Below are 20,317 nucleotides of genomic sequence, written 5' to 3'. Positions count from 1 at the left end.
CAAGGTCGACGTGATGGTCATCATGTACAGATAGCCTGCCCGCCATCCCTGTCCGCTGTACAGATTGCCCAGTGAATTCGCAAACTATTGCGCACCTTGCGAAGCGGCGAGAGCCTTCGGACATGACTGAGACTCTGCACACCACCCCCGAAACAGCCCGGCAGGCCGACCCCTTCCCGGTCAAGGGAATGGACGCGGTCGTCTTCGCCGTCGGCAACGCCAAGCAGGCCGCGCACTACTACTCGACGGCGTTCGGCATGAAGCTGGTCGCCTACTCCGGACCGGAGAACGGCAGCCGCGAGACGGCGAGTTACGTACTGACCAACGGATCGGCCCGTTTCGTCTTCACCTCCGTCATCAAAGCCGCCACGGACCACGGCCGCTTCCTCGCCGCCCATGTGGCCGAGCACGGCGACGGTGTCGTCGACCTGGCCATCGAGGTCCCGGACGCCCGCGCCGCCTACGCGTACGCGGTCGAGCACGGCGCCCTCGGCCTCACCGAGCCGCACGAGGTCAAGGACGAGAACGGCACCGTCGTCCTCGCCGCGATCGCCACGTACGGCAAGACCCGCCACACCCTTGTCGAGCGCACCGGCTACGAGGGCCCGTACCTGCCCGGCTACGTCGCCGCCGCGCCGATCGTCGAGCCGCCCGCCAAGCGCACCTTCCAGGCCGTCGACCACTGCGTCGGCAACGTGGAGCTCGGCCGGATGAACGAGTGGGTCGGCTTCTACAACAAGGTCATGGGCTTCACCAACATGAAGGAGTTCGTGGGCGACGACATCGCCACCGAGTACTCCGCGCTCATGTCGAAGGTCGTCGCCGACGGCACCCTCAAGGTCAAGTTCCCGATCAACGAACCGGCGATCGCCAAGAAGAAGTCGCAGATCGACGAGTACCTGGAGTTCTACGGCGGCGCCGGCGTCCAGCACATCGCGCTCGCCACGAACGACATCGTCGCCTCGGTACGAACGATGCGGGCGGCGGGCGTCCAGTTCCTGGACACTCCCGACTCCTACTACGACACCCTCGGCGAGTGGGCGGGCGAGACCCGCGTGCCGGTGGAGACCCTGCGCGAGCTGAAGATCCTCGTCGACCGCGACGAGGACGGCTACCTGCTGCAGATCTTCACCAAGCCGGTCCAGGACCGCCCCACCGTCTTCTTCGAGATGATCGAACGCCACGGCTCGATGGGCTTCGGCAAGGGCAACTTCAAGGCCCTGTTCGAGGCGATCGAGCGCGAGCAGGAGAAGCGCGGCAACCTCTGACCGCCCGGCCCGGCGGCCGGCCGCCCGCCGGCCGGACTGGTGCGTCGGCCTGTCCGACGGGGCATCCGCATGCCGGCGGCCGGGGAGGAACCCCATCGTGCGAACGTGACACTTCACGCCCCAGGTGTCACGTTCGCTCTTCCTGCCAGGCCATGGTCCCGGCGAGCGTGATCCTCAGCAGCCGGCCGTGGGCTGCCGCAGTGGTCCGGAACCGCGTTGTTACGCGGCCGGATTCTGCCGGGGAACGACCGGGGCCGGGGCCGGGGCGGGCTGCGGGTGCTGCGGGCCGCCCGGCGAAGAAGGGGCCAGGTCGTCCAGGGCCTCCTGGGCGGCGGGTCCGGCCAGGGGCGAGAACCGCGAGTTGGTGCGCAGGGCCTTCTCCAGATTCCGGCGCGCCGGACCGTGATCCCGCAGCGCCTTCTGGATCGCGCCCAGGTGGAACGCGTACGAGGCGTTCCGCCCACCCGCGTCGACCGCGCGGGCCGCGTACTCCAGGGCGGTGGCCGAGTGGCCGGAGCGGTGCAGGGCCCAGCCCAGCGCGTCCGCCACCGCGGCACTGCGGTGCGAGCGTGCCCACTCGGCGTCCAGCAGCTCGACCGCCGTGTCCGGGTCCCCGTGATCGGCCTCGAAACGGCCGCGCAGCAGCGCCTCGTCCACGCCCTGGGCCTCGTCCCGGGCGAGCGCCTCACGCAGCCGCGCGTACTGGCCGTCGGCCTCCTCGTCCAGTCCCAGCGACTCGTACAACTCACCCAGCTCCAGCATGTATTCGGGCCGGGGCAGATGCTCCAGCGCTGCCCGGTAGTCGCGCCGGGCCTCGTCCGTGCGGCCGAGCGACACCAGTGCTCTGGCCCGGCCGGCGAGCGACGGGTGGTGGGCGCGGTCGGCCCGCAGCGCCGCGCCGTACCGCTCGACCGCCTCCGCCGGCTCGCCCCGCTCCCAGGCCAGTTCGCCCAGCAGAGCCAGGCACTCCGCCTTCTGCTCGGGCGTGGCCGCCTGGTCCGCCGCGTCCTGCGCGTTGGCCAGCGCGTCCTCGGGCCGGCCGCGGTCCAGGTGCATCCGTGCCGTCCGCACGAGCGCCGGAACCCCCGCGCGCAGTGCCGTGAACCGCTCCACCGCCGTGCTCACGCCCTTGCGGTCCCCGAGACCGCTGTACGCGTCGATCAGCGCCGGATAAGCGGCCCACTGCTTCGGCTGCCGCGCCCGTACCGTCTCGCCCCACTTCTTCGCCGTGACGAAGTCATGCCGGGCATCGGCGAGCTCCGCGAGCCCCACCCAGGCCGCCGTGTTCCCGTTCTCACCCGGCTGGATGTCCAGCGAGCGCTTCAGCGCCTGCTCGGCCCGGCCGTAGTACGCCGCGTCCGCGGAACGCCGCCCCCACTCCACGTAGGCCGTCCCCAGCACCGCCCAGGACCCCGCGTCCGACGGATGCGTGTCCACCCACTGCTGCCGGTCCCCGATCAGCGCCGTCAGATCGGAGAGCGAGGCCGGCGAACCGGCCGCCGTCGCCGCCAGCGCACGCGAGACCGGGCCGGGTACGGGCGGCCGCGACGCCTTCTTCCCGTCCTCCGGAACCGCCACCACCGCACCCGTCACCAGCACCGCACCCGCCACCACACCCAGGGCCGCCCTGCGCAGCGTCGCACGCAGCGAGAGCGGCGGGGGCTCGGCCAGCGACGCCGGATCGGCGAGCGCGGAGAGCGCGGAGGCGCCGGAGAAACGGGAGACGTCAAGGGGAGGTCGGCTGCTCGGATCGGGGGCCTGCGGAGGCTGCTGCGGCATGACATCCATGCCGATCACTCTGCGTCAGTAATAAGAGCACACCGCGCCTTGCGGAGGCCGTCGCAGACGGGTTCACACCAATGGGCCCGGGTGTCACTCTTGGATCATGGACGGTCTTCTCGAACAACTGCGTGCCGGTCTGCCCGCCGAGGCGCTGATCACGGATCCCGACGTCACCGCCTCGTACGCCCACGACATGGCGAGCTTCTGCGAGGCGGGCACACCCGCGGTCGTCGTGCTCCCGCGCACGGTCGAGCAGGTCCAGCACGTCATGCGCACCGCCACCGCGCTGCGCGTCCCGGTCGTCCCGCAGGGGGCCCGCACCGGGCTGTCGGGCGCGGCCAACGCCTCCGACGGCTGCATCGTGCTGTCCCTGGTGAAGATGGACCGGATCCTGGAGATCAGCCCCGTCGACCGGATCGCCGTCGTCGAGCCCGGCGTCATCAACGCGGTGCTGTCCCGTGCGGTCGACGAACACGGCCTGTACTACCCGCCGGACCCCTCCAGCTGGGAGATGTGCACCATCGGCGGCAACATCGGCACCGCGTCCGGCGGCCTGTGCTGCGTGAAGTACGGGGTCACGGCCGAATACGTACTCGGCCTGGAGGTCGTCCTCGCCGACGGGCGGCTGCTCACCACCGGCCGCCGCACCGCGAAGGGCGTCGCCGGGTACGACCTCACCCGGCTCTTCGTCGGCTCGGAGGGCAGTCTCGGCATCGTCGTCAAGGCCGTGCTCGCGCTGAAGCCCCGGCCGCCGCAGCAGCTGGTCCTGGCCGCGGAGTTCCCGAGCGCGGCGAGCGCCTGCGACGCGATCTGCCGGATCATGGAGTGTGGTCACACTCCGTCACTCCTCGAACTGATGGACCGTACTACGGTCCGGGCCGTCAACCAGATGGCCAACATGGGACTCCCCGACACCACCGAGGCGCTCCTGCTCGCCGCCTTCGACACCGCGGACCCGTCGGCCGATCTGGCGGCCGTCGCCGAGCTGTGCACCGCCGCGGGCGCCACCGAGGTGGTCCCCGCCGAGGACGCCGCCGAGTCCGAGATGCTGCTCCAGGCCCGGCGGATGTCGCTCACCGCGCTGGAGACCGTCAAGTCGGCCACGATGATCGACGACGTCTGCGTACCCCGCTCGAAGCTCGCCGCCATGCTGGACGGCACCGCGGCTGTCGCCGACAAGTACGGCCTCACCATCGGCGTATGCGTGCACGCGGGCGACGGCAACACCCACCCCGTCGTCTGCTTCGACCACACCGACGCCGACGAGTCCCGGCGGGCCCGCGAATCGTTCGACGAGATCATGACGCTCGGCCTGGAGCTGGGCGGCACGATCACCGGCGAGCACGGCGTCGGCCTCCTGAAGAAGGAGTGGCTCGCGCGCGAGCTCGGCGAGGTGAGCGTCGAACTGCACCAGGGCATCAAGCAGGCGTTCGACCCGCTGGGGCTCCTCAACCCCGGCAAGGTGTTCTGACGGCGGGCGCGGGAGGGGCCGGTGCTGCGACGGGGGCCGGTGTTTCGACGACGGCCGGTGCTCCGGCGGTCGGTGCTTCGACGGTCGGGCGGAGCCGTGCCCGCTCATGCCTCGCCGTCCTGCGACTCGTCCGACGGCCACGGGTCGCGCAGCCACAGGTCGTCGGCCGGCAGCGGTGCGAGCAGCTCGGCGAGGCCCTCGTCGATCCCGAGCCGCTCTGCCTCCGTACCGGGCGGGACCACCCGCAACGTCCGCTCCACCCAGGCGGCCACCGCGGCGGACGGCACCTCCAGGAGCGCGTTCCCGTCGGGCGAGGTCAGCGCGACGAAGATGACGTTGCGCTGGTCGACCTTGGTCGGCCAGATCCGGACGTCCCCGTGACCGCACGGCCGGAACACGCCCTCGACCAGCAGATCGCGGGCGAACGTCCAGTGCACCGGGAAGTCGGAGCCGATGTGGAAGGCCATGTGCACGGCGTACGGGTCCTGAGTGTGGTACGTCAGACGGGCGGGGACGGGGATGCTGCGCTCGGGCGACAGGACCAGCTTGAGTTCCAGCTCGCGTTCCACGGTGGTGTGCATGAGTGTGTCCTTCCGGTGCCTGTGGACCGGCCTGATGACCGGTCCGCACAAGGAGAGAGCGACCTCCACGCCATCTATTACGCGACTTCCGAGAAAAATTTCCGAGCGACGGGAAAGTGGCCCAAACCCCTGGAGTGGCCCAGGGGTACGCGGGCGTCTGGTAGATGTGGACCCGTTGTATTCAGGCCTCGAAGAGATGCGGGACCACGGTGATGAGCGCCCCAACCCCGGCACCCGGTGACGAAAGCCCCCGCGAGGGGTACTACCCCGACCCGTCCATTCCCGGATATGTCCGGTACTGGAACGGCGCTTCGTGGGTGCCAGGCACGAGCCGCCCCGCCCCTGAGCAGGGTGAGTCGACGCCTGTGACCCCCTCCGGAACAGCGCCCTCCGCAGCGGCGCCCGAGCCGCAACCGCAGTCCGGGCAGCAGCCGTCGGCCCCCGCGCCGGTGGACGAGACCGGCCCGGTCTTCCTGGACGACGAGCCGAACGCGGGCAACCGCCCCGAACCGGCCACCGCCTGGCAGGCCGACGCCTCCCGGCAGACCGGCTTCGGCGGGGAACTCGACCGGCGGGTCTCCTGGGGAGGCGGCCCCGGGCAGCCCGGGGAGCAGGGCGGACAACCCGGCGGACAGGGCGATCCGCGTACGCCTGCGGACCGCGCCCCGGTCGGCCGGGTGCCGGACGATCGCGCCCCGGCGGTCCGTACCTCCGCCGACCGTGCCCCCGCCCCCGCACCGGACCCGCGGCAGCCCGCCGCTTCTTCTCCCTCTCCTTCTCCCACTGCGCCTACGCCTGCGCCTGCGCCGGAGAACACCGTCGCGATCCGGATCGGCCGACAGGGCCGCCCCGGTGGCGGCACGGATGCCGGTGCGGGCGACGCGGGGCGCCCGCCCACCGATGGAACGGTCACGATCCGGGCCGTGGGCCAGGGCGGCAGCCCGCCGGCCCGTCGGACGACCGAACCGGCGGCATCGGAAGGGACGATGGCGATCCGCGCGATTGCCCCCGGCACGGGCGCACAGCCCTCCGCCCCGAGGCAGAACCCCGCCCAGGCGCCGGACCCCGCCCCCTGGGCGCAGCAGACCAATCAGCCCGCTCAGGCGGCCCAGCCGGCCCAGCAGCCCCAACTCCTGCCCCAGCCCCGGCAGCTCCAGCCCCAGCAGCCCCAGCAGCCCCAACTCCAGCCCCAGCCCCAGCAGCCACCGCCCCAGCCCCAGCAGCCCCGCCCGCAGTTCGGCGCGCAGGGCGCTCAGGGTGCTCAGCCGGATCAGCCCGTCGTGCCCTGGAAGCCCCCGGTCGACGACCCATTCCAGCAGCTCGCGCAGGCCCAGGCGGCGGCCAGGCCCGCCGGGCTCGGAAAGCGGTTCGCCGCCCGGCTGATCGACAGCGTCGTGCTGATGGCTCTCGTGGGTGCGATCGGCTTTCCGCTGGTCTCGAAGGCGCTGGATCACATCGACGAGAAGATCGATGCGGCGAAACTGTCCGGTGAGACGGTCACCGTCTGGTTGGTGGACTCCACCACGGCCGGCCTGTTCGGCGCGGTGCTCGGCGCGTTCCTCGTGCTCGGTGTCCTGCTGGAGGCGCTGCCGATGGTCAAGTGGGGACGTACGCTCGGCAAGAAGCTCTGTGGACTCGAAGTGCGGGACATCGAGTCCCACGGCGCCCCGTCCTTCGGCGCCGCACTGCGCCGGTGGCTGGTCTACGGCGTGCTGGGCATCCTCGTGATCGGGGTGTTCAACGTCCTGTGGTGCCTGATCGACCGGCCGTGGCGCCAGTGCTGGCACGACAAGGCGGCGCACACCTTCGTGGCGGGCTGACCCCGCCCGCTCGGCCGACGGCCCATCGGGTGAGGGTCCGTCGGCCCGACCGTTCCCCCGAGCGTACCCAGAGCCTGTCGGGTGACCTCCGATCGGCCGGTCACGCCCTGCACGCGACCGCGCCCGCTACCCGATCGAAGGTCACCCGACAGGCTCTGAGCCGTTGCGGGCACCTCCGGGCCGGGGTGCACTGCCCCCATGAGCAACGATCAGCCGACGTCCGGTCAGCCGCCCGAGGACGACCCGTTCCTCAAGAAGCCGCATGAGCCGCCACCGTCGTCGGGTTCGCCGTACGACAGCGCTCCGCCGCCCCCGCCCCCGCCCCGGCCGCCGTACGATCAGGGCCCCTACGGCGGCGGCGGGCCGTACGGCGGTCCGGACCCGCTGGCCGGCATGCCGCCGCTCGGGGAGCCGGGCAAGCGCATCCTGGCCCGGCTGATCGACTTCCTGATCATCTCGATCCCGCTCTATCTGATCTCGCTGCCGTGGGGCGGCGCGGTCGAGGTATCGAACAACAACAACGGCAGCAGCAACGACTTCGGCGACGTCTTCAACCAGACGTACAGCGGGCACCAGATGATCTGGTCGCTGATCGGTCTGGTCGTGTACGTCGCCTACGACACGTACTTCACGCACAAGGACGGCCGGACCATCGGCAAGCGGCTGCTGAAGCTGCGCGTCGCGATGCTCAACGACGGCCGGGTGCCGGACACCGGGGCCGCGTTCCTGCGGGCCGTGGTGCTCTGGCTGCCCGCGCTGCTGTGCTGCCCGTGCCTGTGGTGGCTGATCAACATCGTGCTCATGTTCACGGACAAGCCGTACCGGCAGGGCCTGCAGGACAAGGCCGCGAAGACGGTGGTCGTCCAGACCAACTGAGCCGGGCGGGCCCAGTTGATCCAAACGCGAGGCCCTAGTGGCGTACGGAGTGCCGGCCCACGCGCTCGTCCGCGGGGGTCGCGGGGCGCGGTGCGGCCTCGCGGGGCGCGACCGTGCCCTCGGCACCGTCGCGGGCGAGGCCCTCGGCCTCGACGGCTGCGGAGACCGCGTCCTGGTTCACGCGGACCGCGGAGCGGGCACCGGCCCGGTTCGCGGTCTTCGCGCGTGACGGCTGGGGTACGGTCACGGCCACCAGCAGACCGAGCGCGAGTGCCGCTGTCCCGATGACGGCGATGCCGAGGCCCGACTCCGTACGGGAGAGCAGCAGCATGGCAAGGGTCGAGAAGATGACGGTGACCGAACCGTAGGAGAGCTGTGCGGCAGTGGGATGCGGCATGGCGGTATCCGTCCTCGGGGCATCGGATGGGCAGTCTCTCAACACGGTCGCACTGTCAAGCGACTCTACGACGGTGGATGCCCGAGCGGGGACATCGGTAAGCGTGGCCTAACCCACGGTGCCGGTGCACAGGGGGCGCACGGAGTCATTTGCCGCTCCGACCGTGGTCGATGACGCGCCGGTTGGTCGATTGTTGAACGTCCGGATAACGGAAGCGCTCTCCTGCATAGTGCACTTGGCCTGTTCAAGTCAAGATCTGTCTTTTCTCGCGTAACTCCGGTCGAATGTCGTCACTTGTGACGCGTATTCGCGCGCGGCCCCTCCACACCACTCAAGGCCGCAGCCGCGGGTGCCGGGGAGGACTGCATCAAGTGACCAAAAACAGACGGGCGCTTCGCACCGCTGCGGTTGTCGTGGCCATGGCCGCCACTGCCGCCACGGCGTCAGCTTTCGCCACGGCCCAGGCAGATGACAAGGCGCCGGGAGCCAAGAGCACCAGCGTCGACCGCCGTGACCCGGGGTCGGCCAAGGGCAATGAGCACGACCTGAAGGGCCCGTTCAGCGAGCAGCAGGACGCGCAGCGTCAGGCCGCCCTCGAGCAGGTCATATCGGGCGACAAGAAGATCTCGAAGCGGGGCGGCTCCCAGGTCGTCAAGCTCGACGACAAGAAGTACGTCGAGCTCGGCCGGGAGAAGACCGACAAGATCTTCACGGTCCTGGTGGAGTTCGGCGACAAGGTCGACAACACCACCATGTTCGACCCGGACGGCGACGGCCCGAAGCCGGCCGTCCCGAAGTACGGGGGCACGCCCGGCCCGCTGCACAACAAGATAGCCAAGCCGGACCCCAAGAAGGACAACAGCACCGCCTGGCAGGCCGATTACAACCAGGCACACTTCCAGGACCTCTACTTCGGTGAGGGTGCCGGCAAGGACTCGCTGAAGACGTACTACGAGAAGACGTCCTCCGGGCGCTACTCGGTCGACGGCGAGGTCTCCGACTGGGTCAAGGTGCCGTACAACGAGGCCCGTTACGGCTCGAACTACTGCGGCTCGACCAACTGCGCCAACGCCTGGGACATGATCCGGGACGGCGTGAACGCCTGGGCCGCCGACCAGAAGGCGCAGGGCCGTACGCCCGAGCAGATCAAGACGGACCTCGCGAAGTACGACCAGTGGGACCGTTACGACTACGACGCCGACGGCAACTTCAACGAGCCCGACGGCTACATCGACCACTTCCAGATCGTCCACGCCGGTGAGGACGAGTCCGCGGGTGGCGGCGCCGAGGGCAAGAACGCCATCTGGGCCCACCGCTGGTACGCCTACGGCACGGACGCCGGCGCGACCGGCCCGGCCGAGAACAAGGCGGGCGGCACCCAGATCGGTGACACCGGCATCTGGGTCGGCGACTACACCGCGCAGCCCGAGAACGGCGGCCTGGGTGTCTTCGCCCACGAGTACGGCCACGACCTCGGCCTGCCGGACCTCTACGACACCACCAACACCGCCGAGAACTCGGTCGGCTTCTGGTCCCTGATGTCCGCCGGTTCCTGGCTCGGCACCGGCAAGGACTCGATCGGTGACCTGCCCGGCGACATGACCGCCTGGGACAAGCTCCAGCTGGGCTGGCTCGACTACGCCGAGGCCAAGGCCGCGACGAAGTCCACCCACAAGCTCGGTGTCTCGGAGTACAACACCAAGAACAAGCAGGCGCTCGTCGTCACGCTGCCCGAGAAGCCCGTCACCACCGACGTCACCAAGCCGGCGGAGGGCTCCAAGCAGTGGTGGAGCGACATGGGCGACGACCTGAACAACACCCTGACCCGCTCGGTCGACCTCACCGGCAAGTCCAAGGCATCCCTGGACCTTTCGGGCTGGTGGGACATCGAGAAGGACTACGACTACCTCTACACCGAGGTGTCGGACAACGGCGGCACCAGCTGGACCGCGATCGACGGCACGGCTAACGGCAAGGCGATCCCGCGCGACGCCAGTGACAAGCCGGCCCTGACCGACGTCTCCGGCAAGTACCAGCAGCTCTCCTTCCCGCTGGACGCCTACGCGGGCAAGAAGATCGACGTCCGCTTCCGCTACACCACCGACGGTGGCGCGGGCGGCATCGGCTTCGCGGCCGACACCATCTCGGTGACCGCCGACGGTGCCGCGCTCTTCACGGACAACGCCGAGGGCGACGACAACGGCTGGACCGCCAAGGGCTTCTCCCGCGTCGGCGAGTCGTTCACCAAGGACTACCCGCAGTACTACATCGCGGAGAACCGTCAGTACGTCAGCTACGACAAGACCCTCGCGGTCGGCCCGTACAACTTCGGCTTCTCCAAGACCCGTCCGGACTGGGTCGAGCACTACCCGTACCAGAACGGTCTGCTCGTCTGGCTCTGGGACAAGTCCCAGAAGGACAACAACGTGTCGCAGCACCCCGGCCAGGGCCTGATCCTGCCGGTCGACGCGCACGCCAAGCCCCTGAAGTGGGCCGACGGCACGGTCATCCGCAACAAGATCCAGCCGTTCGACGCGCCCTTCAGCTGGTACGCGACCGACGCCTTCACGCTGCACAACGCGGACGTACCGGTCCGGGTGAAGTCGCAGCGCGGCATCCCGGCCTTCGACGACCACAAGGGCACGTACTGGTACGAGGAGAACCCGACCGGAAGTGTTCAGGTCACTGACACGAACACCCGGATCTCGATCGTCAAGGAGCCGCGCAGCGGCCAGACGATCACCGTCAAGGTCGGTCCTTCGCACAAGTAGTTCCGCATAACCGCAGGTCAGAGCATGATCGGCCGTCGCCCTCTAGCGGGGCGGCGGCCGATCGTGTTTAGGTGCGTCTTGTTCAGATACTTATTGACACGACGTCTCACGGGGGAGCGCGGAGCATGGCAGGCGGAGGATTCTGCAAGTTGCCGAACGGGAGTGTGGTGGTGGCGATCACCCTGCCCAGTCCGGCCGACGGAGCCGGTTCGGGCACCCCGGTCCGGGTCCTGGTGCACGCGCCCAACCGGGCCCGCGCCCTGACCCGGCTGCGCAACGCCGGCCTGCGCGCGGTCTACCTCCGCGGCAACGCGGAGCCGCCCACCCCCGACGAGATCACCGCCGTGCTGCACCATCCCGACGGGGTGCTCTGGCGCGCGAGGCCGGAGCAGGCACAGGAGCTCTGGCATCCGATCCGGGCCCTGCTCCGCCCGGCCATACCCGTCCGCCGGCCGGCCTGAGCGGCACGCGGGCCGGATCAGGGCCGCGACGCGCCACAGGGCCGTGGCGGCGCCCTACACCACCGGCTTGCCGGAGAGCTTCACGCCCGCCCTGCGGAGCTCCTCCAGCGCCCGCTCCGTGGTCGTCTCGGCGACTCCGGCGGTCAGGTCGAGCAGTACATGCGTGGTGAAGCCTGCCCGGACCGCGTCCAGCGCCGTCGCCCGCACACAGTGGTCGGTCGCGATGCCGACCACGTCGACCTCGGTGATCCGGTGCTGCCGCAGCCAGTCGGCCAGCCCCACGCCGTTCTCGTCGAGGCCCTCGAAGCCGCTGTACGCCGCCGCGTAGTCGCCCTTGTCGAACACCGCGTCGATCGCCCCCGAGGCGACCGCCGGTGCGAAATTGGGGTGGAAGCCGACGCCCTCCGTGCCGGCCACGCAGTGCGCGGGCCAGGAGTTCTCGAAGTCCGGGAGGCCGGAGAAGTGGCTGCCCGGGTCGATGTGGTGGTCACGGGTGGCCACCACATGGTCGTACCCGGCCTGGGCCTCGCCGATCAGGTCGGTGACGGCGGCGGCGACATCGGCGCCGCCCGTCACGGCGAGGCTGCCGCCCTCGCAGAAGTCGTTCTGGACATCGACGACGATCAACGCGCGGTGCATGACGGGTGTCCTTCGGTGGGGGACGGTCGGCGTACATGGGGGTGGGGGCGAGTTCTGGCCTTATGGGGCGTATTCGAGCCTAGAGACTCCGGCTCCGGATAGGGAGGGGACGGAACGGAGCCCTTGCGGCGTCCGTGGCCGCGGGCGTGACCGGCGCGCCGGTCACCGCACCGCACGGCTCCCCCCGCCACACGTACTCGGCAGGGCTCACCGGCCTTTCCCTCATACGTACGCGGCGGGGCTCACCGGCTCTCCCCGTCACATGTACTCGGTGGGAATCACCGGCTCTCCGCGCGACAGCTGCACCGCCGACATCGGCAGCCCCGCCCGTGCCGCGATGTGCCGCTCGCGCGCCGCGTCCAGCGGCTCGCGGGCGATCGCCTCGCCGCCCTTGACCAGCTCGACCAGCAACTGCCGGTCGGCCAGCTCCGGCGGCACGGCACCGGTGCCTATCACCTCGGCCTCGGCGGCCCCGTGCGCGTCCAGTCGGCGCGCGGCCCACTTGCGACCGCCCACCGACGACTTCGCGCCGAGCGACTTCTTGGCCACCGGGCACAGCGGCTCCGAGGGATCGGCGGATCCGGCACGGGCGACGAGCTTGTAGACCATCGAGCAGGTGGGCTGCCCGCTGCCGGTCACCAGCTGCGTGCCCACCCCGTACGCGTCGACCGGCGCCGCGGCCAGCGAGGCGATGGCGTACTCGTCCAGGTCCGAGGTCACCACGATCTTCGTCTTGGTGGCGCCCAGCTCGTCCAGCTGCTGCCGCACCCGGTGCGCGACAAGCAGCAGGTCCCCGGAGTCGATCCTCACCGCCCCCAGCTCGGTCCCGGCGATCTCGACGGCCGTACGGACCGCCTCGGCGACGTCGTACGTGTCGACCAGCAGCGTCGTGCCCCGGCCCAGCGAGTCGACCTGGGCCCGGAACGCGTCGCGCTCGGTGTCGTGGAGCAGCGTGAAGGCGTGGGCGCTCGTCCCGACGGTCGGGATGTTGTAGCGGAAGCCCGCGGCCAGGTCGGACGTGGCGTTGAAGCCGCCGATGTACGCGGCGCGCGCCGAGGCCACCGCAGACAGTTCATGGGTGCGTCGTGCACCCATCTCGATCAGGCCACGCCCGCCGGCCGCGGCGGACATCCGCGACGCCGCGGCGGCGATCGCCGAGTCGTGGTTGAGGATCGACAGGATCACCGTCTCCAGCAGCACGCACTCGGCGAAGGAGCTCTCGACCCGCAGGATCGGGGAGCCGGGGAAGTAGACCTCGCCCTCCGGGTAGCCCCAGATGTCGCCGCTGAAGCGGTAATCGGCCAGCCAGTCGAGCGTCGGCGCGTCCACGACGCGCTGTTCGCGCAGGAAGGTGAGCATCTCGTCGTCGAAGGAGAAGTTCTCCACCGCGTCGAGCACCCGTCCGATGCCCGCGACGACGCCGTAGCGCCGCCCCTCGGGCAGCCGGCGCGTGAACGCCTCGAAGACCGAGCGCCGATCGGCCGTGCCGGCTTTCAGCGCGGCCTGCACCATCGTGAGCTCGTACTGGTCGGTGAAGAGCGCGGTCGACGGCACACCGACCCGACGCCCAAGGTCCGCAGAGTTCATGTTCCGGATGCTACCCCTATTTCGTCAGAGTGACGAGATCTCGGGTCGTTTGTGCGATGCACCCTCCCGAGTGGCAGCATGGGGTGGGTGAGCGTCGCACCCACAGAGATCGAGCGTCCCGAATCGGCCGAGGAGAGTGTTGTCGTCCCCGAGCCGGACGTCCCCTGGGTGACGCTGGTCCACAACGACCCCGTCAACCTCATGAGCTACGTGACCTATGTCTTCCAGGCCTACTTCGGCTACCCCAAGGACAAGGCGCACAAGCTGATGCTGGACGTCCACCAGAAGGGGCGCGCCGTCGTCTCCAGCGGCAGCCGTGAGGAGATGGAGCGCGACGTCCAGGCCATGCACGGCTACGGACTGTGGGCCACCCTCACGCAGGACCGCAACTAGCCCGGCCCCCTCCGCCGCGCCCGACCCCCTCCCTGCCCCGCCCGACCCACCATCGGAGAAAACCCATGGCCGGCCACTTCGAGGCCACCCCCGGCGGCGGCGCGGCCGTCGCGCTCGACGAGGTGGAGATCGCGATCCTGCGCTCCCTCGCCGTCCAGCTGCTGGAACTGATCGGTCCCGGCGACGAGCCCGAAGAGGGCGCGGACCCGCTCGCCGCCCTCTTCGCGGAAGGGCCCAGCGAACCGCCCACCGATCCCGCCCTGGCCCGCCTCTTCCCCGAGGCGTACGGCGACGAGGACAGCGAACTGCGCGCCGCCTCCGCCGAGTTCCGCCGCTTCACCGAGAACGACCTGCGCGCCCGCAAGCGCACCGACGCCCTCGCCGTCGTACGCACCCTGGACGCGCTCACGATCGACGGTGACGGCGGCGCCGTGCTCGAACTCACCAGCGACGAATGCCGCAACTGGCTCGGCGCCCTCAACGACCTCCGGCTCACCATCGGCACCCGCCTGGAGGTCTCCGACCAGGACGAGGGCGAGGCCGACTCGCTCTACCGGCTCCCGGACAGTGACCCGCGCAAGCCGATGGTCATGGCCTATCTCTGGCTCGGCGGGCTCCAGGAAACGCTCGTGGAAACGCTGATGCCGTAGCCGTTCTGTGGTGATGCCGTAGCGGTCCGGTGCGACGCCCCGGACGAGCATCCGGTGTTCGCTCAACGGATGCTCAAATCCGAATAACGATCCCGTCACCTGAATGGTCTTATTTGCTGCGGCAGGAAACTCTTGTCCGCTTTTAACTGTGTTGTACGCCACAGAACGTCCGGTGGGTCGCCCGGGTGGCCGTGATAAATCTTCACGACCACTCGGGAACGCCACCCCTGTTCCCGAGGGCGCCATGGGCCGGCCACCACCGGCGGCACTCCATCCATATCCGGGGGGATCGGGACCTGATCCGCGGCCTCAACGGCGCGGCTCGGCGTGGAGAAAGGCGCAGCACATGAAATCGGCGCAGGTCGACAACGGGAACAGCGGCGAGCAGACCGTAGAGGTCGCGGACGCCGAAGTGGCCGGTGAGGGATACCAGCGGGCCCTCGGCGCCCGTCAGATCCAGATGATCGCCATCGGCGGAGCCATCGGCACCGGACTCTTCCTCGGTGCGGGCAAGGCGATATCCAAGGCCGGGCCCAGCCTCGTCCTGGCCTATGCCATCGCGGGCCTGGTGATCTTCTTCATCATGCGGGCGCTGGGTGAGCTCCTCATGTACCGGCCGGTCTCGGGCTCCTTCTCCGAGTACGCCCGCGAATTCATCGGCCCCTTCGCAGGATTCGTCACCGGCTGGACCTACTGGCTGTTCTGGGTCGTCACCGGAATCACCGAAGTCACCGCAGCGGCCCAGTACATGACGTTCTGGTTCGCAATTCCGCAATGGATCTCCGCATTGATCTTCACGGTCATCCTGTACGGAGTGAACCTGATCTCCGTGAAACTCTTCGGTGAACTCGAATTCTGGTTCTCGATGGTCAAGGTCACCGCCATCGTCGGCATGATCCTCATCTGCGCCGGAATCCTCACCCTCGGCTTCTCCGACGCCGGGGACACCGCCTCCGTCACCCACCTCTGGTCCGACGGCGGATTCTTCCCGCACGGCATCACGGGCACCCTGATGACCCTGCAGATCGTGATGTTCGCCTTCCTCGCCGTCGAACTCGTCGGCGTCACCGCTGGCGAGTCCAAGGACCCGAAGACCGTCCTGCCCAAGGCCATCAACACCGTGCCGTGGCGCATCGCCGTCTTCTACGTCGGCGCGCTCATCATGATCCTCTCCGTGGTCCCGTGGACCGAGTTCGAGCCCGGTGTCTCGCCGTTCGTCGCCGCCTTCAAGAAGATGGGCCTCGGCCTCGGCGCCGGTATCGTCAACTTCGTCGTGCTGACCGCGGCACTCTCCTCCTGCAACTCCGGCATGTACTCCACCGGTCGCATGCTGCGCGACCTCGCCCTCAACGGACAGGGCCCGAAGTTCTTCACCCGGCTCACCAGGAGCGGCACCCCGCTCGTCGGCACCACCTTCTCCGCCGCCCTGATGCTCGTCGGCGTCTGGATCAACTACCAGTGGCCCGGTGACGCCTTCACCTACGTCGTCTCGTTCGCCACCATCTCCGGCATGTGGGCCTGGATCATGATCCTGATCTGCCAGATCCGCTACTGGTTCCTCGCCCGCCGCGGTGTGCTCCCGCAGTCCACCTTCCGGGCCCCCGGCGCCCCGTTCACCAGCCTCTTCGCACTTGCGTTCATCGCCATGGTCATCGTGATGATGGGCATCGACGAGGACGCCAGGATCTCGCTGTACTGCGCCCCGCTCTGGGCCGCGCTCCTCGCCGTCTCGTACGTGGTCCTCAAGGCCCGCAACCCCGAGAACAAGGCCTTCGCGAAGAACTGAGCCGCCGGCCTGCGGCTTCAGCGGTCATGTCCACGATGCGGGCCCTCTCGTACCACGCCTCGGTACGACGGGGCCCGCATGCACAGGCGGGCCGGTGACCGGGGAGCGGCGTCGCGGGGCCTGGCACGCGCGCTCGCGGCGTTGCCGTCGGTCGGCACGGCTCCGCCGTGACTTCCTCCTCCGCCTTGCGATCGCACGCACCAGGCCCCGCTCCTTCCTCCGCTGCCCGGTCACCGGCCCGCCTATCCTGGCGAAATGCTGACCATCACCCAGGCGCTCTACGACCAGATCGTCGCGCACTCCCGAGCCGACCACCCCGACGAGGCGTGCGGCGTGGTCGCGGGCCCGGCCGGGACCGGTCGCCCCGAGCGGTTCATCCCGATGCTCAACGCCGCCCGCTCGCCCACCTTCTACGAGTTCGACTCGGCCGACCTCCTCAAGCTCTACCGCGAGATGGACGACCGCGACGAGGACCCGGTGATCGTCTACCACTCCCACACCGCGACCGAGGCCTATCCCTCCCGCACCGACGTCACCTACGCCAACGAACCCGGCGCCCACTACGTCCTCGTCTCCACCGCGGACACCGACGACGCGGGCCCCTTCCAGTTCCGCTCGTACCGCATCGTGGACGGCGAGATCACCGAGGAGGACGTCGAGGTCGTCGAGGCGTACGAACCCGCCTGACCCCGTCTGACCTCGCCCCGACCCCGGCCGGTGACCGGACGGGACCGCGCTCACCACGGTCCCGTCCACCTGTCGAACATCGAGCATCCATCAGGTGAGATCACACTCGGGATTACGGACCGGGAATCGATACGATGAGCGCATGGTTCCCCATGACGTGAGCGACAAGACGCCGGGCATGCTGCTCGTCGCGCGGCTGCACGTCGACCTGTGCAGGCTCTCCAGCGCGATCTGTCCGTGCCGCCTGCCCGCCGGCCGCAAGGCCTGAGCAGGGCACGCGGCCCGAGAACACCTCACGTACGCACCGACCCCCGCGCGGGGGCAGAGCCGCGCGCCCCACGCCCCCCCTCCGCTTCCGACAGGAGCCCACGCCATGGCCATCGAGGTCCGCATCCCGACCATCCTCCGCACCTACACCGACGGCGCCAAGGCCGTCGAGGGCAACGGAGCGACCCTCGCCGACCTCCTCACGGACCTGGAGAGCCGCCACAACGGCATCCGCGAGCGCATCGTCGACGGCGACCAACTCCGCCGCTTCGTGAACGTCTACCTCAACGACGAGGACGTCCGCTTCCTCGACGGCATCTCCACCAAGCTCAGCGACGGCGACAACGTCACCATCCTCCCGGCCGTCGCCGGCGGCATGAACTGATGAGGTACGACAGCCCGCTCGCCGCGGTGGGCAACACCCCGCTCGTCCGCCTGCCGCGGCTGTCACCCTCGGACGACGTCCGCGTCTGGGCCAAGCTGGAGGACCGCAACCCCACCGGCTCGATCAAGGACCGCCCCGCGCTCCACATGGTCGAACAGGCGGAGAAGGACGGCCGGTTGACCCCCGGCTGCACCATCCTGGAACCCACCAGCGGCAACACCGGCATCTCACTCGCCATGGCGGCCAAGCTCAAGGGCTACCGCATCGTGTGCGTCATGCCCGAGAACACCTCCCGGGAACGGCGCGACCTGCTCGCCATGTGGGGCGCCGAGATCATCTCCTCCCCGGCGGCGGGCGGCTCCAACACCGCGGTCCGCGTCGCCAAGGAGCTGGCCGCCGAACACCCCGACTGGGTCATGCTCTACCAGTACGGAAACCCGGACAACGCGGGCGCCCACTACGCGAGCACCGGCCCGGAGATCCTCACCGACCTCCCGTCCATCACCCACTTCGTGGCCGGCCTCGGCACCACCGGGACGCTCATGGGTGTCGGCCGCTACCTGCGCGAACACAAGCCGGACGTCAAGATCGTCGCCGCCGAGCCGCGCTACGACGACCTGGTCTACGGGCTCCGCAACCTCGACGAGGGCTTCGTCCCCGAGCTTTACGACGCCTCCGTCCTCACCACCCGCTTCTCCGTCGGCTCGGCGGACGCGGTCACCCGCACCCGCGAACTCCTCCAGCAGGAGGGCATCTTCGCGGGCGTATCCACCGGCGCCGCACTCCACGCGGCGATCGGCGTGGGGAACAAGGCCGTCAAGGCGGGGGAGCCGGCCGACATCGTCTTCGTCGTCGCGGACGGCGGCTGGAAGTACCTGTCGACCGGCGTCTACACGGCCCCGACGACGGAAGCGGCCATCGAGACACTCCACGGCCAGCTCTGGGCATAGGCCCCGGCAGCCCCGGTCGGGGTGCGCCCGGAACAGGGCGCACCCCACCTCACCCCAGCCCCCGCACCCGCTCCCACACCCCCGCGTCCACGACACCCACCCGCCGCCGGAACCCGCGCACGGCCACCTCCCGCAGCTCGTCCGTCTCCAGGAAGCTCGCCCGGGCCCGCGCGTCACCCACCGTTCCCGCAGGCAGCGCGATCACCCCGGGCCGCTCCTCGTGGTACTTGCTGGTGATCTTCGCGACGAGCACCGAGTCACCCCGCACCGACAGCACCAGACACGGCCGGTCCTTCGCCCCCGGTCCGTCCTCGTACGGCACCTCGGCCCACCAGATCTCACCCGGCCGCGGCCGGTGCTCCGGCCCCGGCCCACGGCCGGGCCCCGCCGGCGGACGCGTCCGACCACCCGGACGCCCACCGGAACGCGTCCCCGCCCCCGCCGACCTGCGGGAACTCCCACGGGGCCGACGCCCGCCCCGCCCCCGCCCATCGGCGACCGCCGCGACGAGCGCGAGCAGCACGACAAGAACGAGCGCGATCCACCACCAGGACATGTCCATGTCCCGACCGTACCGGCGTCACCACCGCTTCCATCGAACCGGTGACAGAGCAGGTGAGTTCCCCCACAACGGGCGGCCGTGGAGGAGCGACCGACTGTTTCGCGCCTTACGCTCGACGAACCGCTCAACAGACCGCACGAACCCTCCCCGTTCCCACGTCTCGGAGGTTCAAGCTCCATGAAGCTCACCGTCGTCGGCTGCTCCGGCTCGTTCCCGTCCGCGGGATCAGCATGTTCGAGCTACCTCGTAGAGGCCGACGGCTTCAGGCTGCTCCTCGACATGGGCAACGGCGCCCTCGGCGAGCTGCAGCGCCATGTCGGTCTCTACGACCTCGACGCCATTTTCCTCAGTCACCTCCATTCCGACCACTGCATCGACATGTGCGCGTACTTCGTCGTCCGCTACTACCGGCACGACGGCGGACGCCCCGCACCCCTCCCGGTCTACGGACCAGAAGGCACCGAACAGCGGCTGACCACCGCGCACGCCGACACCCCGTCCGAGCACGCGATGAGCGAGGTCTTCGATTTCCACACGCTGAAGCCGGGATCGTTCGAGATCGGCCCCTTCTCGGTCCGCACGGAGAAGCTCTGCCACCCCGTCGACACCTTCGGGATCCGCATCGAGCACGGCGGCAGCTCGCTGGCATACTCCGGCGACACGGGGGCCTGCGAGGCCCTGGACGAACTTGCCGAGGGCGTCGACCTGTTCCTGTGCGAAGCATCGTTCATCCACGGCAAGGAAGACATTCCGGACCTCCACCTCAACGGCCGCGAGGCGGGCGAGATCGCGGCCCGCGCCGGCGTGGGCCGCCTCGTCCTGACCCACATCCCGCCGTGGACCGACGCCGACCGCAACCTGTCCGACGCCCGCGTGGTCTTCGACGGACCGGCCGAGGTCGCGGTGCCGGGGGCGGTGTACGAGATCTAGGGCCTCTCGTTTGGATCACGCCGGGCTCGCCTGCCCCGGTGCCTGATCCGGCCT

Annotated in this window: 20 protein-coding genes; 14 read left to right on the top strand and 6 right to left on the bottom strand. The window is 69.8% G+C overall.

The genetic code is table 11. The annotated features are described in order from the left end of the window. Positions 1-122: 122 nt before the first annotated feature. On the top strand, positions 123-1,268 hold the full coding sequence (gene hppD, locus ACIRJP_RS29770) for a 4-hydroxyphenylpyruvate dioxygenase (protein WP_404180588.1): 1,146 nt from the start codon (positions 123-125) through the stop codon (positions 1,266-1,268). Between the two features lie 219 nt (positions 1,269-1,487). Here hppD and ACIRJP_RS29765 read toward each other — a convergent pair whose 3' ends face one another. Continuing rightward, positions 1,488-3,056, bottom strand: a complete 1,569-nt coding sequence (locus ACIRJP_RS29765; protein ID WP_404180585.1) for a tetratricopeptide repeat protein — start codon at positions 3,054-3,056, stop codon at positions 1,488-1,490. A gap of 97 nt (positions 3,057-3,153) precedes the next feature. On the opposite strand from ACIRJP_RS29765, the gene ACIRJP_RS29760 reads away from it, so the two are divergent. Next, the gene (locus ACIRJP_RS29760; protein WP_404180582.1) at positions 3,154-4,521 is read left to right on the top strand and encodes an FAD-binding oxidoreductase; all 1,368 of its coding nucleotides are present in this window, start codon (positions 3,154-3,156) and stop codon (positions 4,519-4,521) included. Positions 4,522-4,625: 104 nt separating this feature from the next. Here ACIRJP_RS29760 and ACIRJP_RS29755 read toward each other — a convergent pair whose 3' ends face one another. Beyond that, a complete protein-coding gene (locus tag ACIRJP_RS29755; RefSeq protein WP_404180579.1) occupies positions 4,626-5,102 on the bottom strand; it encodes an SsgA family sporulation/cell division regulator in 477 nt (158 codons plus the stop codon). A gap of 212 nt (positions 5,103-5,314) precedes the next feature. Here ACIRJP_RS29755 and ACIRJP_RS29750 point away from each other — a divergent pair, with 212 nt between their 5' ends. Further along, positions 5,315-6,922, top strand: coding sequence for an RDD family protein (locus ACIRJP_RS29750; RefSeq protein ID WP_404180576.1), 1,608 nt, complete (start codon positions 5,315-5,317; stop codon positions 6,920-6,922). A 198-nt stretch (positions 6,923-7,120) separates the two neighbouring features. Further along, entirely contained in the window at positions 7,121-7,798 is a 678-nt protein-coding gene (locus ACIRJP_RS29745; RefSeq protein ID WP_404180573.1) for an RDD family protein, read from the top strand. 34 nt (positions 7,799-7,832) lie between these two features. On the opposite strand, the gene ACIRJP_RS29740 is transcribed toward ACIRJP_RS29745, so the two are convergent. Then, a complete protein-coding gene (locus tag ACIRJP_RS29740; protein WP_404180570.1) occupies positions 7,833-8,195 on the bottom strand; it encodes a hypothetical protein in 363 nt (120 codons plus the stop codon). 371 nt (positions 8,196-8,566) lie between these two features. Here ACIRJP_RS29740 and ACIRJP_RS29735 point away from each other — a divergent pair, with 371 nt between their 5' ends. Further along, positions 8,567-10,966, top strand: a complete 2,400-nt coding sequence (locus ACIRJP_RS29735; RefSeq protein ID WP_404180567.1) for an immune inhibitor A domain-containing protein — start codon at positions 8,567-8,569, stop codon at positions 10,964-10,966. Between the two features lie 125 nt (positions 10,967-11,091). Further along, on the top strand, positions 11,092-11,427 hold the full coding sequence (locus tag ACIRJP_RS29730) for a hypothetical protein (RefSeq protein WP_376632966.1): 336 nt from the start codon (positions 11,092-11,094) through the stop codon (positions 11,425-11,427). 54 nt (positions 11,428-11,481) lie between these two features. On the opposite strand, the gene ACIRJP_RS29725 is transcribed toward ACIRJP_RS29730, so the two are convergent. Continuing rightward, the gene (locus ACIRJP_RS29725; protein ID WP_404180564.1) at positions 11,482-12,066 is read right to left on the bottom strand and encodes an isochorismatase family protein; all 585 of its coding nucleotides are present in this window, start codon (positions 12,064-12,066) and stop codon (positions 11,482-11,484) included. 258 nt (positions 12,067-12,324) lie between these two features. Next, positions 12,325-13,653: a nicotinate phosphoribosyltransferase gene (locus ACIRJP_RS29720; protein WP_404180561.1), complete on the bottom strand. Its 1,329-nt coding sequence runs from the start codon at positions 13,651-13,653 to the stop codon at positions 12,325-12,327. A 78-nt stretch (positions 13,654-13,731) separates the two neighbouring features. Between ACIRJP_RS29720 and clpS the strand changes: the two genes are divergently transcribed. The 7 genes from clpS (at position 13,732) to ACIRJP_RS29685 (ending at position 18,771) form a co-directional block, all read left to right on the top strand. After that, positions 13,732-14,046, top strand: a complete 315-nt coding sequence (gene clpS, locus ACIRJP_RS29715; protein WP_266732620.1) for an ATP-dependent Clp protease adapter ClpS — start codon at positions 13,732-13,734, stop codon at positions 14,044-14,046. 65 nt (positions 14,047-14,111) lie between these two features. Continuing rightward, on the top strand, positions 14,112-14,696 hold the full coding sequence (locus ACIRJP_RS29710) for a DUF2017 domain-containing protein (RefSeq protein ID WP_404180557.1): 585 nt from the start codon (positions 14,112-14,114) through the stop codon (positions 14,694-14,696). A gap of 346 nt (positions 14,697-15,042) precedes the next feature. Further along, positions 15,043-16,482, top strand: a complete 1,440-nt coding sequence (locus ACIRJP_RS29705; RefSeq protein ID WP_404180554.1) for an amino acid permease — start codon at positions 15,043-15,045, stop codon at positions 16,480-16,482. A gap of 255 nt (positions 16,483-16,737) precedes the next feature. Continuing rightward, positions 16,738-17,169: a Mov34/MPN/PAD-1 family protein gene (locus ACIRJP_RS29700; RefSeq protein ID WP_404180551.1), complete on the top strand. Its 432-nt coding sequence runs from the start codon at positions 16,738-16,740 to the stop codon at positions 17,167-17,169. Between the two features lie 142 nt (positions 17,170-17,311). Beyond that, positions 17,312-17,437, top strand: coding sequence for a putative leader peptide (locus tag ACIRJP_RS29695; RefSeq protein ID WP_404180548.1), 126 nt, complete (start codon positions 17,312-17,314; stop codon positions 17,435-17,437). Between the two features lie 105 nt (positions 17,438-17,542). Next, positions 17,543-17,821: a MoaD family protein gene (locus ACIRJP_RS29690; protein WP_404180545.1), complete on the top strand. Its 279-nt coding sequence runs from the start codon at positions 17,543-17,545 to the stop codon at positions 17,819-17,821. Next, positions 17,821-18,771 carry a PLP-dependent cysteine synthase family protein gene (locus ACIRJP_RS29685; protein WP_404180542.1) on the top strand — a complete coding sequence of 317 codons (951 nt, stop codon included), beginning with the start codon at positions 17,821-17,823 and terminating at the stop codon, positions 18,769-18,771. Before ACIRJP_RS29690 ends, ACIRJP_RS29685 begins: the two co-directional genes overlap by 1 nt. Before the next feature lie 49 nt (positions 18,772-18,820). On the opposite strand, the gene ACIRJP_RS29680 is transcribed toward ACIRJP_RS29685, so the two are convergent. Further along, positions 18,821-19,333: a type II toxin-antitoxin system PemK/MazF family toxin gene (locus ACIRJP_RS29680; protein ID WP_404180539.1), complete on the bottom strand. Its 513-nt coding sequence runs from the start codon at positions 19,331-19,333 to the stop codon at positions 18,821-18,823. A gap of 177 nt (positions 19,334-19,510) precedes the next feature. On the opposite strand from ACIRJP_RS29680, the gene ACIRJP_RS29675 reads away from it, so the two are divergent. Further along, positions 19,511-20,263 carry an MBL fold metallo-hydrolase gene (locus tag ACIRJP_RS29675; RefSeq protein WP_383722102.1) on the top strand — a complete coding sequence of 251 codons (753 nt, stop codon included), beginning with the start codon at positions 19,511-19,513 and terminating at the stop codon, positions 20,261-20,263. Positions 20,264-20,317: the final 54 nt, after the last annotated feature.

Origin of the sequence: Streptomyces sp. NPDC102437, from assembly GCF_044765565.1 — a bacterium.
Lineage (GTDB): Bacteria > Actinomycetota > Actinomycetes > Streptomycetales > Streptomycetaceae > Streptomyces.
Note: the sequence above shows the minus strand (reverse complement) of the source record. Positions and strands in the feature narration are given on the sequence as shown.